Origin of the sequence: Rhodococcus sp. UNC363MFTsu5.1 (genome assembly GCF_000686785.1) — a bacterium.
Taxonomy (GTDB): domain Bacteria; phylum Actinomycetota; class Actinomycetes; order Mycobacteriales; family Mycobacteriaceae; genus Rhodococcus_G; species Rhodococcus_G maanshanensis.
Window position 1 is genome coordinate 1 of the sequence record NZ_JMLO01000031.1, and the last position, 12,441, is coordinate 12,441.

The 12,441-nt window shown below is 67.4% G+C and carries 17 protein-coding genes; 7 read left to right on the top strand and 10 right to left on the bottom strand.

Annotated elements, in window-relative coordinates:
• From BR31_RS0121070 to BR31_RS0121085, 4 genes are all read left to right on the top strand, one after another.
• Nucleotides 1–265, top strand: a 265-nt coding sequence (locus tag BR31_RS0121070; RefSeq protein ID WP_027502706.1) for a superoxide dismutase, incomplete at its 5' end; no start/stop codon positions are given.
• A 131-nt stretch (nt 266–396) separates the two neighbouring features.
• Entirely contained in the window at nt 397–1,239 is an 843-nt protein-coding gene (locus tag BR31_RS0121075; protein ID WP_027502707.1) for an SMP-30/gluconolactonase/LRE family protein, read from the top strand.
• A 117-nt stretch (nt 1,240–1,356) separates the two neighbouring features.
• Complete coding sequence (locus BR31_RS0121080; RefSeq protein WP_027502708.1) at nt 1,357–1,884, top strand: hypothetical protein; 528 nt, start codon at nt 1,357–1,359, stop codon at nt 1,882–1,884.
• A 284-nt stretch (nt 1,885–2,168) separates the two neighbouring features.
• On the top strand, nt 2,169–2,882 hold the full coding sequence (locus tag BR31_RS0121085; RefSeq protein ID WP_027502709.1) for a TMEM165/GDT1 family protein: 714 nt from the start codon (nt 2,169–2,171) through the stop codon (nt 2,880–2,882).
• A 100-nt stretch (nt 2,883–2,982) separates the two neighbouring features.
• On the opposite strand, the gene BR31_RS0121090 is transcribed toward BR31_RS0121085, so the two are convergent.
• Together BR31_RS0121090 and BR31_RS0121095 are read right to left on the bottom strand one after the other, a co-directional pair.
• Nucleotides 2,983–3,735 (bottom strand): hypothetical protein, encoded by a 753-nt coding sequence (locus tag BR31_RS0121090; RefSeq protein ID WP_027502710.1) that lies wholly within the window; start codon nt 3,733–3,735, stop codon nt 2,983–2,985.
• Between the two features lie 165 nt (nt 3,736–3,900).
• Complete coding sequence (locus tag BR31_RS0121095; protein WP_156042570.1) at nt 3,901–4,578, bottom strand: hypothetical protein; 678 nt, start codon at nt 4,576–4,578, stop codon at nt 3,901–3,903.
• Between the two features lie 248 nt (nt 4,579–4,826).
• Here BR31_RS0121095 and BR31_RS0121100 point away from each other — a divergent pair, with 248 nt between their 5' ends.
• The gene (locus BR31_RS0121100; protein WP_027502712.1) at nt 4,827–5,219 is read left to right on the top strand and encodes a PPOX class F420-dependent oxidoreductase; all 393 of its coding nucleotides are present in this window, start codon (nt 4,827–4,829) and stop codon (nt 5,217–5,219) included.
• A 56-nt stretch (nt 5,220–5,275) separates the two neighbouring features.
• On the top strand, nt 5,276–5,623 hold the full coding sequence (locus BR31_RS0121105; RefSeq protein ID WP_081830620.1) for a TraR/DksA family transcriptional regulator: 348 nt from the start codon (nt 5,276–5,278) through the stop codon (nt 5,621–5,623).
• A 59-nt stretch (nt 5,624–5,682) separates the two neighbouring features.
• Here the strand turns inward: BR31_RS0121105 and BR31_RS31645 are convergent, their stop codons facing one another.
• From BR31_RS31645 to BR31_RS0121150, 8 genes are all read right to left on the bottom strand, one after another.
• Complete coding sequence (locus BR31_RS31645) at nt 5,683–6,330, bottom strand: hypothetical protein (RefSeq protein ID WP_156042571.1); 648 nt, start codon at nt 6,328–6,330, stop codon at nt 5,683–5,685.
• Between the two features lie 74 nt (nt 6,331–6,404).
• Nucleotides 6,405–7,043: a hypothetical protein gene (locus tag BR31_RS0121115; protein ID WP_156042572.1), complete on the bottom strand. Its 639-nt coding sequence runs from the start codon at nt 7,041–7,043 to the stop codon at nt 6,405–6,407.
• A gap of 320 nt (nt 7,044–7,363) precedes the next feature.
• Entirely contained in the window at nt 7,364–7,735 is a 372-nt protein-coding gene (locus tag BR31_RS0121120) for a hypothetical protein (protein WP_027502716.1), read from the bottom strand.
• Nucleotides 7,736–7,841: 106 nt separating this feature from the next.
• Nucleotides 7,842–8,237 carry a hypothetical protein gene (locus tag BR31_RS0121125; RefSeq protein ID WP_027502717.1) on the bottom strand — a complete coding sequence of 132 codons (396 nt, stop codon included), beginning with the start codon at nt 8,235–8,237 and terminating at the stop codon, nt 7,842–7,844.
• A 320-nt stretch (nt 8,238–8,557) separates the two neighbouring features.
• A complete protein-coding gene (locus BR31_RS0121130; RefSeq protein ID WP_027502718.1) occupies nt 8,558–8,845 on the bottom strand; it encodes a hypothetical protein in 288 nt (95 codons plus the stop codon).
• 264 nt (nt 8,846–9,109) lie between these two features.
• Nucleotides 9,110–9,391, bottom strand: coding sequence for a hypothetical protein (locus BR31_RS0121135; RefSeq protein WP_027502719.1), 282 nt, complete (start codon nt 9,389–9,391; stop codon nt 9,110–9,112).
• Nucleotides 9,392–10,198: 807 nt separating this feature from the next.
• The gene (locus BR31_RS0121145; RefSeq protein WP_027502721.1) at nt 10,199–10,519 is read right to left on the bottom strand and encodes a hypothetical protein; all 321 of its coding nucleotides are present in this window, start codon (nt 10,517–10,519) and stop codon (nt 10,199–10,201) included.
• Nucleotides 10,520–10,714: 195 nt separating this feature from the next.
• On the bottom strand, nt 10,715–11,356 hold the full coding sequence (locus BR31_RS0121150) for a hypothetical protein (RefSeq protein WP_027502722.1): 642 nt from the start codon (nt 11,354–11,356) through the stop codon (nt 10,715–10,717).
• 317 nt (nt 11,357–11,673) lie between these two features.
• Between BR31_RS0121150 and BR31_RS0121155 the strand changes: the two genes are divergently transcribed.
• Nucleotides 11,674–12,441, top strand: a complete 768-nt coding sequence (locus tag BR31_RS0121155; RefSeq protein ID WP_027502723.1) for an SDR family NAD(P)-dependent oxidoreductase — start codon at nt 11,674–11,676, stop codon at nt 12,439–12,441.

The following is a 12,441-nucleotide window of genomic DNA, read 5'->3' on the forward strand; positions in this document are numbered from 1 at the left end:
CATCCAGGGCTCCGGCTGGTCCATCCTCGCCTGGGACTCCATCGGCCAGCGACTGATCATCGTCCAGCTCTACGACCAGCAGGGCAACATCTCCATCGGCCTCACCCCCCTACTCATGCTCGACATGTGGGAGCACGCCTTCTACCTCGACTACCAGAACGTCAAGGGCGACTACGTCAACGCCTTCTGGAACATCGTCAACTGGAACGACGTCGCCGCCCGCTTCGACCGCGCCCGCACCCAGACCGCAGGCCTCATCGTCTAAGCAGCTCCGCCGCCCGTGCGTGAGTCGTACCCCGATCGGGGTGCACATCACGCACAGCTCGACCCCCTCCGCCGCGCCCGACCTCCGGGCGCGGCGGAGTCGTTTCCGGCAAACGGTCGTATCGTTGAGGGATGGACACCCTCGTCGAGGGGCTGACCTTTCCCGATGGGGCACGCTGGCACGACCGGCACCTGTGGTTCTCGGACACGCACGCCGGTGAGGTGTTGGCGTACGACCCCGTGACGGGCGCGCTCAACACCATGGCCGAGGTTCCCGGCCGACCCGCAGGCCTGGGCTTTCTCCCCGACGGGCGGCTGCTGATCGCCTCCACCCGCGACCTGCTCGTGCTGCGCAGGGAATCGGACGGCACCCTGGTCGTGCACGCCGACCTCTCCGGCATCGCCACCTGGCACCTGAACGAGATGTGCGTCGACCGGTTCGGACGCGCGTACGTCGGCAACGTCGGTGACGGCAGCGATCCCCCGCGCCCGCCGCGGCCCGCCGACCTGGCGATGATCGAACCCGACGGCACCGTCCACGACGTCGCGACCGCGATGGTGCTGGCCGGCGGCATGGTCGTGACCTCCGACGGCACCACCCTCATCGTCGCCGAGAGCCGATCCACCCCCGGCCGGCTGACCGGCTTCACCATCGAACCCGACGGCGGCCTCGAACAGCGCCGGGTGATCGCCGAGTTCGACGCCACGGTGCAACCCGACGGCCTCGCGATCGACGCCGAGGACGGCGTCTGGGTCGCCTCCCCGTTCGGCGACGAGATCTTCCGCGTCGACGCCGACGGCGCCATCACGGACCGCCTGCCCGCGCCCCACCCCTACTCGCTCGCGCTGGGCGGGCCCGACGGTCGCGACCTGTTCGTCTGCACCGCCGAAACGTGGGTTCCCGAGGAGGCGGAACGAGACAGGGGCGGCGCCGTACGGCGGGTCCGGGTCCGGGTTCCCGCCCCGCAGGAGTAGGACGTGCCACGGTCGGGCTGGCACTCCATCCCGCTTGTCTGCCAGCCGAGTTCGGCGCATCCTGGAGGTGTCACGGGGCGCGCTCCCGGGGCACCGTCGCGCGGAAGGGGGACGGACGTGAACCAGCACGGACACATCGGCGTCTCGCCGTTCCATGCCGCCGGGGCGCTTCGCGGGTTCATCATCTCCGGCCGGTGGCCGGACACCACCAAGGAGTGGGCTCAGCTCCTGGTGTTCGCCGTCCGGGTCGCCTGCGTACCCGGATTACTCTCCACCTCAACGGTTTTCGGCGCTCACGAAGACGTTCCCGAGGACCCGGAACCGGGCACCGTCGGTCTCGTGGTCGCGGAGGGCCCGGTGATCGGCGAATCTGCCCTCACGCCAGGATGTTTCGCGGATCATCAACCGCCCGCCCTCCTGGTGCTACACCCGCCGTCGGAGACCATGCCATCCCTGCCCGAGTGCGTGGGCGCGGCCTCGGGCTGCCTGTTGCTGCCGGGCGTGCCGCACCTCGGGCTGGACCACAGGGCGGCCTGGGTGGAGGCGGACGCCGACGGCACCGTCACGTCCCTGGTCAGCCGGATGAGCCTCGATCCCAACACCGACCCCGACACCGCTGTTTTGGCCATGCTGCTCGCCTCCTGACGCGGACCGGAAGAACAAAGTTCGGTCTCCCAAACTTGTTGTGCGCTTTGCGATCTCGTTGATCTGGGGTAGGCTTACGCCTAGCGAAGGGGAGTAGCCCCCAATCGAGCAGTCGACATACTGGTCAGCATCGCGAAATCCGATGCGCCCGGCTGCCCGAACCGGCGCCGTCGTTTCACGCGACAGGCACGGTGGGCGAGACCTTCGGCTGTCGACGTCCACACGTCGGCGGCCGGAGGAACAGTTCCCAACATCCTCCGAACCAGATAACGGAGGAGGTCCGCATGCTTGCCGCGCTGCTGCTCAGCTTCGGCGTCATCTTCGTCGCCGAACTCGGCGACAAATCCCAGCTCATGGCGATGACGTTCGCGCTGCGCTACAAGTGGTGGGTCGTGATCGGCGGCATCACCGTCGCCACCACCGTCGTGCACCTGGTCTCCGTCGGCGTCGGCCACTACCTCGGCGTGGCCATCCCCACGAACCTGATCAGCACCCTCGGCGGCATCGCCTTCGTGATCTTCGCCCTGTGGACCCTGCGCGGCGACAGCCTCAGCGACGACGAGCAGAACAAGGCCTCCCGGGTCGGCGCCTCGGCGTTCCTCGCGGTCGCCTCGGCCTTCTTCCTGGCCGAGCTCGGCGACAAGACCATGCTCGCCACCATCACCCTGGCCGCGGACAACGACTGGGTCGGCGTGTGGATCGGCTCGACGGTCGGCATGGTCGCGGCCGACGCCCTCGCGATCGTCGTCGGCGCCGTGCTCGGCAAGCACCTGCCCGAGCGGTTCATCCAGCTCGCCGCCGCGACCCTGTTCTTCGTCTTCGGCGTGATGCTGCTGCTCCAGGGCCTGTTCCCGGGCAGCGCGGCCGGCCCGATCGCCGGCGGCGCGATCCTCGCGGTCGCGATCACCGCAAGTGTCGTGCACTACGTGCGGTCGCGGCGGGCCGCCGCCCTACCTGCCGAGGAAAGCCCCACCTCCCTCGACCGCCGGGCGGGATAACGGCAGCGAACCCACCGCCACGTCACCGCGTGGGTGACGTGGCGGTTGGGCTATCGCTAGGGAGAGCTGCTGCCGAGATCCATGAGGGTCGCGCGCGGGGTCACGAACCGGAACTTCCGCTGGTCCCGAGGCCCCAGGACGCGGGGAGGACGCGGGTGTTCCCGGTCGCCACCCATCCCTGCGACGCCGGCACGCCGGTTCCGGTGAAGGTGAATCCGCAGGCGCCGTCGAGGGCCTCGTCGGGTGCCGTGTATTCGAAGGCGAGTGTCACCGTGCCGGTGGCGAACCTGCCGCCGTTCCAGCCCGGCCGGATCGGCCAGCCGCCCTCGGGCGCGGTGACCGTGACGTCACCGGTGGCGGGATCCACCACCGTGGTCGCGTCGAAGGTCACGATGGGCCAGGGTGAGATCGGCTGGGGCGTCTGGCCGAGGACCTTGACCCCGACAAAGGTGAAGCCCTTCGGCGCGTGGTGGGTGACACTCCTAACGTCCACGTTCGCCTCCGGATCGGCAACCTGGAATGCGGCCTCCGTCGCACCGACCACAGCGCGGAACGTCGCCTTGGCACCCGCATCGACTTCCTTGACGCCGCCGTACCAGCCGGGGTAGTTGCCGAGCGTCCCCGAGTCCGAGAAGGAGTTGCGGTAGCAGGGTCGTTGATCCGGGAACTGCGGGCTGTAGTCCTCGCAGACCGGCAGCAGGTTCTGCAGGATCTCGTCCGGCAACCACGACTGTCCGTCCGCGCTTCCCGTCGACGAGGCGCTCGCGCCTCCCGCACCCGCCAGCGCACCACCGGTGAGAATGGCGAGCGCCGCGAGCGCCGCCCCGCCCCGGCGCACAAGTTTTCCGTCCATTGAGAGTCTTCCCTTCGAAATTGCCGAGCCCACGGCTCTGATCGGTCCGCGGCGAAAGCACACGGACGCCAGGGTGGGCATCGGGAAACAAATTGGCGGCGTCGGTCCCGCCGGTTGACGGATCCCCGCGCGGCGACGGATCGCACGGCGGCGAGGATCGCGCGATCAGCTACCCGAGCTGCCGAACCCCCCGAGACCCTGCGGGCCCGCGTCGACCCGCGTGGTCCCCGTCGTGACCCAGCCGTCCGAGGCCGGGACATCGGTACCTGTGAAGGTGAGGTTGCTGACGCCGTCGCTCACCGACTTGGTCGCTCTGTACCGCAATTTCGCGATCACGCTGCCCGTTCGTGTGGTGCCGGGTTCGTCGGCGTCCGCGATTCCAGGGATTGCCCAACCCCCGGCCGGCGCGGTGAGCGTGAGGTATCCCGTGACCGGGTCGACGGTGACAGACGCGTCCAACGGGGTCATCGGGTACTTGCCGGGAGTCCAGTCGTAGGCGGTCACCTCCGCCCCCACGAACTCGAATCCCTCCGGTGCCCGGTGCGTGACCGTGGCGACCTTCACGTCCGGCATCGGGCCCGGGCCGAAGTGCCGAGCCACGAACTCGGCGGTGAACGCGGCCTCCTGACCCACGGCGACCGAGCCGGGCCCCCGGTAGTCCACCAGAATGTCGCCGCGGTACTGGTAGTCGCGGAAGCTATTGTCAAAACAGGTCTCACACGCTGACCCAGAACCTCCCATCCCCGCCGCGCCCGCACTTCCCACACCCGTCACCACACCACCCGTGACGATGGCCAGCGCCGCGAGCAACGACCCGCCGGCACGCACCAGACGACCAACCATTGACATTGTCTCCTTCTGTACGGGAAGGACCGGCCCGTCACCCGCCCCCGAGAACTCGCCAAGAGTAAGGGGTGGAACGGCGGGCCGCGGCGGAATCACCTACATACCTTTGCCCAGGTCAAAGCGTTAAACACTGGCGCGAACGGTCCCCCGTCCGCGCCAGAGCTCCTGAGCCGAACCCGCTCCCTGCACACCCACGATTCGACGGATACTGGAAGGGTCTCGCAGGCACCCACAGGAGGGGTGACATGACCGACCAGATTCCCCCGAAACCGATCGCGGACGCCAAGGTGGTGTTGCTGCAGACCCGCAAGCGGGACGGCAGCTGGGTCGACACCCCCGTGAACATCGCGGTCGATGGGACCCACGCGTATTTCCGGACACCCGGCAGGGCCTCGAAGAACAAGCGGCTGCGGAACTTCCCCGATGTGCGGATCTGGCCCTGCACCTGGTCCGGCAAGCCGACCGGCGAGGAGGCGGATGCGACCGCGCGGCTGCTCACCGGTGCCGAGGCCGACGCCGCCGCCCGGGCCATCGACCACCGCTTCCCCATCCTGCAGCGCGTCATGGTGCGGGCCGCACACAAGGTCATGCGCACCCCCACCCTCCACTACGAGCTGACGAGCTTCCACGCGCCATGACCAAGCCCGGGTCGGGCCGACGGAAGCATCCGCTGCGCTGCGGCGTTGTACCGGACATGACCGAGTCCGCTGCCGCCACCGCCCGCGACCGGATCGCGGCGGAGCACACCGCGACCGTGCATCGGATCGAGTCGCTGACCGCGCGGCTGGCCGACATCCTGGACGGGTCGGAACTCACCACCAATGACGACGAGCACGATCCCGAGGGCTCCACGATCGCGTTCGAACGCGCCCAGGTCGCCTCGCTGCTCGACGACGCTCGGCAGGAACTGGAGGATCTCGACGCCGCCCGGCGCCGGGTCGAGGACGGCAGCTACGGGGTGTGCGTGAAGTGCGGGCGGCCGATCGGCGTCGAACGGCTCGACGTGCTGCCCGCGGTGTTGCGCTGCATCGACTGTTCCTGACCCGGCGAGAAGATCGAGGTGGTGGTCGCGGCTGGTCCGGCCGCGACCACCACCGGTCGTCAGGAGCCGTAGCCGATGATGGCGCCTCCGATCGGTGCCACCGTCGTCCTTCCCGTCGCCAGCCAGTCCGGGGTTTCCGGGACACCGGTCGCCTCGAACGTGACCCCGCTGGTGCCAACGCCGATGATCTGCCTGACCTCGTAGGTGAAGGACAATGACAATCCGTCCAGAATGTCCAGGGGTCGTCCAGACGGGTCCCTCAGGGTGACAGCCCCGGTGGCCGGATCGACCTCCGAGGTGAGCCCGACGGGCTCAAAGTAGTAGCGGTTCTCCGCAGGCACATGCCGGATCCGGCTGCTGCTCACGCTCTTCAGCACGAAACCCGCCGGTGGATGATGAACCGCCTTCGTGATTCCGCGGCTTGGATCTCCGGTGTTGCTGATGGTGCTGTAGAACGTCACCTCCTCCCCCGTGTCGGCTCCCTTCGGGCCACTGTGGGCGACGGTGAAGCCCGCAGCCGTCGCCCCCGACGACCAGTGGGTGTAGTTCAGGCAACCGGCAATCGACCTCGGCCTGAGCTGTGTCAGGTCACCACTCGCTTGGCAATCGGAACCACTCGCTGTTCCCATACCGACAGCGAGGCACCCGGCGGTCACCGCGGCTGCAGCAATGATCGACGCACCGCGGCGGAACATATTGTTGGACAATGCGTTTCTCCATCTCGATGTGAGTGATTCGGTGGTCGCCACCGAACATCCGGCAGCGACCACCGCAAGGTCCATCAGGACCCGGAACTGCCGAAGCCGGGTAGCTTCTGAGGCGCCGTCCATCCCTTCGCCACCCAGTCGCGCGTTTCGGGAAGATCAGTGGCCTCGAACGTGACACCGCTGGCGCCGACGATGAAGTCCTCGACCTGGTATTTCGCATCCACATACAGTCTGTCCGCAACACTCAGCGGCTGCCCGGGCGGGGCCTTCAGGGTGACGGCCCCGGTAGCAGGATCGACCTCGGACGTGAGGGCGACAGGAACCGTCTCGTAGCGGTTCTCAGCCGCTATCAACCTGAGCGTGTAGCTGTTTACGCTCTTCAGCACGAAGCCCTCGGGTGGATGGTGGACCACCTTCGTAACGCCGCGAGCCGGATCGCCCGAGTTATTGATTCCGATGAAGAACCACACCTCGTCCCCCGGGGCGGCCGAGATCGGAACATCGTGGCCGACACGGAAGCCCGCCACGGTTTCCTCCACGTACCGGTTCCTCGCGTTCTGGCAGGTGGGTTGAGAAATCGACTTGAGCTGCGCCAGGCCACCGCTCTGGATGCAGAACGCACTCGCGGTACCTGCACCGACCGTGAGCCCGCCGGCGACCACCGCGGCGGCGGCAAGGATCGATGCGCCGCGGCGCATCATGTTGTTGGACAAGGCATTTCTCCATTTCGACGTGCGAGGACCGGGCGCCACAGTCATCGGACGCCCCCCGACCGCGCCAGCATAGGGCGGATCAGCCGGGCCGGCGGCAGTATGGGACCTCGAGTTTCCGCAGGTCATAGCGTTAAACGAGCTCCGTCGGATTCGAATCCGCCCGGCGAACCGTCGTCAGTTCGGCCGGGACTTCAGAGTCGGTCATTCACCACGCCACCGGTGGTGGTCACGCGGGTCCGGCCGCGACCACCACCGGTCGGTCAGGAGCCGGAACTACCGAAGCCGGGGAGTTCCCGAGGCGCCGACCATCCTTCCCAGTCTCAGCTGAGTGGGCCTCGCAGGTCGCCGCCTGTCACCGTGCCCACAGGGGGCGAAACAACCGGAGTGAAGCCGGGCCCCTCGAGGGTGAAACTGCTGACGCCGGCGCCTTCTTCCAACCGCGGCGAGTAGGCCGCCATGTAGGTGAGATCGAACTGGAGTCCGTCGCCGACAGACACCGGGTCTCCGGAAGGATCGGTGAAGGTAACGGTGCGAGCCTCCGGATCGTGCACGTGATCGAGCACGATCGGGTCGAGACCGTCCTGATTGCCAGCAGTCACATGACTGATCTGTTTGGTGGTGACACCGGTCAGCGCAGAATTGAGTGGCTTGTTGTGAACCAGCTTGGTGATTCCTCGGTCGAGATCGCCCATATTCTTGATGGTGATTCGGAAGGCACGACCGCAGGGACTCGACGATCAACACATGACACCGCCCGCCCAGGAACCTGAGCGGGCGGCGACACGTCGAGAGTAGCGGCTACAGCGTGTGGGGATCGCGACCCTGCAACAGGGCGAGCAAGATCTCGGACGGGGTGGGGAAGTCGCAGTCCGCACCCTGTTTGGGGTTACACCCAAAGGTGAGGTCGCCGATCGAACCACCCGCCTGCCCCACGGCGAGCACTCCCACCGCCGCCCAATCGAGGGGGCTGCCAAACGTCTCAACGGAGCCGCTCATACTGCCGGAGCCAAACGGGAGTGGGAAGTCGCAGTCCGCACCCTGTTTGGGGTTACACCCAGTCGTTTCAACGGAGCCGTTCATGCTGCCGGAGGCTTCCTCGGCCGACGCAGCGCCCGCACCGAGGGCCAGACCGCCACCGAGCAGGGCCCCGGCGACAAGGACAGACGCGGCGCGGCGCGCCAGATTTCGAAACATGCAGATTCCTTCGTTCGAGTGTGATGGTCGGGGGGCCACGCCCAACAAAACGCCCCCTCCGACCGGCCAGAGTAGGGCGAATCAATAAGACCGGTAACCGATTTGAGCCTCGACCCTCCGCAGGCCAAAGCGTTAAACATGGCGACAACTCACCTCGCGTAGCGACGAGTACGACCGCGAGGCGTGACACTCAGTGCGCGACACCGCCCGAACGGGAATCCTGGGCAGGCGGCTTCGCGGTCGACTGGATACGGCTCTTCCACGCCGTGACAAGCAGGAACCGATTGCGCGCCCGTGCAACCATGAGAGAAGCGCCTTGCCTAGTTCGGAATCGGGCCGCAAACCGGGTCCTGGTCAGTTGTGCACCCGTACCACCCGACGCTGTCGGAGTCTGACGAGCCGATGGCCAACTTCATCCCCTCGTTGAACAGCCCGAAGGGGATGTTGACGAACGCGTTTCCGAAATCGACTGAGCCGTTGACGAGATCGTTCACGCCGCCTGGTGCTTCCTCGGCCGACGCCGTGCCCCCACCGAGGGCCAGGCCGCCACCGAGCAGAGCCGAGGCGACAAGGACGGACGCGCCGCGGCGCGCCAGATTTCGAGACATGCAGATTCCTTCGTTCGAAGTGTGATGACCGGGGCGACCACACCCAACAGAACGCCCCCCGACCGAGCCCAGAATACGGCGAATTAAGAAGGCCGGGAACCGAATTGAGCCTCGATTTCCAATGGTCAAAGCGCTGAACACGGCGACAATTCAACGCGCGTAGCGAGGAGCATGACCGTAAAGGCTCGGCGATCAACCACAACGCCGCCCGCTCCGGAACCCAGGGCGGGCGGCGCCGCGGCAACTACGCGAGAAGCGCCTCGCCTAGAAAGACGGGCACCCCGTCGCGTCCTGGTCGGTGTTACACCCACTGGTGACGCTGTCGGAGTCTGACGAGCCGCCGACCAACCTCCCCACCTCCAACAACATCACCACGGGGGCGCTGGTGACTGCGTTCACGATGTCGACGGAGCCGCTGACGAGATCGTTCACGCCGCCTGGTGCTTCCTCGGCCGACGCCGTGCCCCCACCGAGGGCCAGGCCGCCACCGAGCAGAGCCGAGGCGACAAGGACGGACGCGCCGCGGCGCGCGAGAGTTCGCAACATTCAAATTCCTTCGTTCGAAGCAGGATAACGGGACGGCCACACCCATCAGGGGCGCTCGGCCGCACCGGAATAGGAGGACCTGTGCTGGGCCGGCGGCGCCGGCTCGGTTGTTTCGACTGTTCGACCTCCGGGCCGAACGACTCGACGCGCTACGGGCGAGTTGCGCTGTGTCGCGGCGCCTCACTCGGCGGCCGCCGCTAGCTGGACCGTGCTAGATGGGAGCGGGAACTATGGAGGTCCCGGGCGGGTTGCCCATCAACCAGTCGAACAAAGACAGGATTCCGACGGGTGTTCCGGGCGGAGGGCAGCTCTTCGCACATCCCCTCCACATGTATGCGCGATCGGCGGAGCCGCCCTCAACCAACACACCCAGCGTCAGCATCGAAATGACGTCGGCGGGGCCCAGCTCCTCAGAGCCGACCGAGCCGCTCACGCTCCCGGGGGCGGCTTCCACGGCCGAGGCCGTGCCCCCGCCGAGGGCCAGACCGCCGCCGAGCAGAGCCCCGGCGACAAGGACGGACGCGCCGCGGCGCCCCAGATTTCGCAACATGCAGATTCCTTCGTTCGAAGTGTGATGACCGGGGCAGCACACCTATCGAACGCCCCCCAACGGGCCAGACTAGAGCCGTCCGCCCGCCCCGGCTGCCGAATCCGAGAATCGACGTCTGCACAGGTCAAGGCGTTAAACACGACCGCGCGACAGCTCACCAACGATGAGACGACCACGACCGCAGGGGCTCGACGATCGAGACCGAAACCGCCCGCCCAGGAACCTGAGCGGGCGGCAAGCGCGGCGGGTGGTCGCGGCTACAGAGCGTGGGGATCGCGACCCTGCAACAGCGCGAGCAATATCTCCGAGGGGCTGGGGATGTTGCAGGGCTTGCCCTGTTGCAGTGAACACCCGTAGAAGGTGAGGTCGCCCGGGTCGACCGAGCCACCCACGGCCCCGGCAGCCAGCACCGCAGCCGCTGCCCAGTCGACCGGGCTGCCGAGCAATTCGGCGGAGCCGTTCGAGCCGGGAGGGATTTCCACGGCCGACGCCGTGCCCCCGCCGAGGGCCAGACCGCCGCCGAGCAGAACCCCGGCGACAAGGACGGACGCGCCACGACGGGCCAGATTTCGAGACATGCGGATTCCTTCGTTCGAAGTGTGATGACCGGGCGACCACCCAACGGAATGCCCCCCGACCGAGCCAGAATAGGGCGAATCGAGAAGGCCGCTAACCGAATTGAGCCTCGCCTTCCACAAGTCAAGGCGTTGAACACGATGGGATCGAAACTGGACCCCGGGTGGCCGGCCGACTGGACTCAGGTGACGGACCGACTACTGGTTTCCAGTGGGTGGCCGGCATATGGCGGGCCCCTCGACGATTTCGAAAGCGGCCCCATCCATCGCCGGCCAGTCCTGTGGTACGAGACCGGCGGCGGTGAAGCCGACGCCGCTTTCCTGGACCGATCCGATCTTCGCCGTCAACGGAACGTCGTACTGGAAGTCGAAATACGTGTTGCCCGGACGAGATGCGTCCCCCCTGACTGCCCAGTTCCCCGTGATCGTCACCGCTCCGGTCTGCTTGTCGATGGACGTCGGGGGCTCGGTCTCCGTCCTGAGTTCATCTGTCTCCAGATCCCGCCACTGGATCCGGATAGACCTGAGCTTGTACGCGGCCGAGGGCGGGTAGTCGGTGAGACGCTGAACATACTTGGTTTCATTGCCCGCGACCTCAAACCAGTCATGGCTCCAGAACCAGGATCCGGGAACTGCCGGGGTGGTTACGGTCCTCCGCGCCGTGACATCCCCCGCCTGCTTCGGCACGGCGTACCTGTTGAATCCGCCCGGACAAACGGGTAGATCAACCGAGCCGGACACGAGCGGCAGGAAATACCCGAGGTCGGCGGACCCGGACGCCGTTGCCGTCCCGACGCCCGCCGTCAGCCCGCCGGCAACGACCGCGATCGCGGCGAGCATTGATGCACCACGGTGGACAGGACTGTTCGACCGCATCGAGCCTTTTCGCACAGGAGAACTCCATTCGACAAACGACGGGCAGACGTTCGACCGCCCCGACCGAGCCAGACTAGGGCCGCCCGCCCGACGCGGCGGCCAAATCCGAGAATCGGCATCGTCGCAGGTCAACCGTTATACGCAACAACTACCGCCGACCGGAGCAGCACAGCTGGCACACTGTTCGGTGAACCGTCGTTAACCAGACTCACGACCGGGGCGCTATCGTTCAGGTCACTACCGGTCGGCCAACGGTGGCCGCCAGAAAAGAGGATCGAACAGTGGAACTCCAGGGAACCGCGGCACTGGTCACCGGTGCGGCCTCCGGTCTCGGCGCCGCCACCGCCAAGCGCTTCGCCGACGCAGGCGCCACCGTCTTCGGGCTGGACCTGGCCCAGTCCATCGAGCGCGCGGGCGACAGCGTCCCGGCCGGCGTCACCCTCATCCCCACCGACGTCACCAGCGGCGACGAGGTCCAGGCCGCCGTCGACCAGATCGTCGCCTCCGGCGTGCCGCTGCGCACCGTCGTCAACTGCGCGGGCGTCGGCTGGGCCGGTCGCATCCTGTCCAAGAACGGACCGCACGACCTGGAGCTGTTCCGCACGGTCATCACCGTCAACCTGCTCGGCACGTTCAACGTGATGCGCCTGGCCGCCGACGCGATCGCCAAGACGGACACCGTCGACGAGTCCGGCCAGCGCGGCGTCGTCATCAACACCGCCTCGGTCGCCGCGTTCGAGGGCCAGATCGGCCAGATCGCCTACTCCGCCTCCAAGGGCGGCGTGCACGGCATGACCGTCCCGGCCGCTCGTGACCTGGCGCAGTTCGGCATCCGCGTCAACACGATCGCCCCCGGCATCATCGACACCCCGATGCTCGCGGGCGTCACCGACGAGTACCGCAAGGGCCTCGAGGCCGGCGTGCCGTTCCCGTCCCGCCTGGGCAACCCCTCCGAGTACGCGCAGCTCGCGCAGATGATCGTCGAGCACGACTACCTCAACGGCGAGACGATCCGCATGGACGGCGCGCTGCGGATGGCGCCGCGCTAG

What these genes read in the sequence shown, in the direction of transcription:
- BR31_RS0121135 (WP_027502719.1), bottom strand. Translation starts at nt 9,391, where the DNA reads ATGTTGCGAACTCTCGCGCGCCGCGGCGCGTCCGTCCTTGTCGCCTCG.
- BR31_RS0121145 (WP_027502721.1), bottom strand. Translation starts at nt 10,519, where the DNA reads ATGTCTCGAAATCTGGCCCGTCGTGGCGCGTCCGTCCTTGTCGCCGGG.
- BR31_RS0121075 (WP_027502707.1), top strand. Translation starts at nt 397, where the DNA reads ATGGACACCCTCGTCGAGGGGCTGACCTTTCCCGATGGGGCACGCTGG.
- BR31_RS0121095 (WP_156042570.1), bottom strand. Translation starts at nt 4,578, where the DNA reads ATGGTTGGTCGTCTGGTGCGTGCCGGCGGGTCGTTGCTCGCGGCGCTG.
- BR31_RS0121125 (WP_027502717.1), bottom strand. Translation starts at nt 8,237, where the DNA reads ATGTTTCGAAATCTGGCGCGCCGCGCCGCGTCTGTCCTTGTCGCCGGG.
- BR31_RS0121105 (WP_081830620.1), top strand. Translation starts at nt 5,276, where the DNA reads ATGACCGAGTCCGCTGCCGCCACCGCCCGCGACCGGATCGCGGCGGAG.
- BR31_RS0121090 (WP_027502710.1), bottom strand. Translation starts at nt 3,735, where the DNA reads ATGGACGGAAAACTTGTGCGCCGGGGCGGGGCGGCGCTCGCGGCGCTC.
- BR31_RS0121130 (WP_027502718.1), bottom strand. Translation starts at nt 8,845, where the DNA reads ATGTCTCGAAATCTGGCGCGCCGCGGCGCGTCCGTCCTTGTCGCCTCG.
- BR31_RS0121085 (WP_027502709.1), top strand. Translation starts at nt 2,169, where the DNA reads ATGCTTGCCGCGCTGCTGCTCAGCTTCGGCGTCATCTTCGTCGCCGAA.
- BR31_RS0121120 (WP_027502716.1), bottom strand. Translation starts at nt 7,735, where the DNA reads ATGGGCGATCTCGACCGAGGAATCACCAAGCTGGTTCACAACAAGCCA.
- BR31_RS0121150 (WP_027502722.1), bottom strand. Translation starts at nt 11,356, where the DNA reads ATGCTCGCCGCGATCGCGGTCGTTGCCGGCGGGCTGACGGCGGGCGTC.
- BR31_RS0121100 (WP_027502712.1), top strand. Translation starts at nt 4,827, where the DNA reads ATGACCGACCAGATTCCCCCGAAACCGATCGCGGACGCCAAGGTGGTG.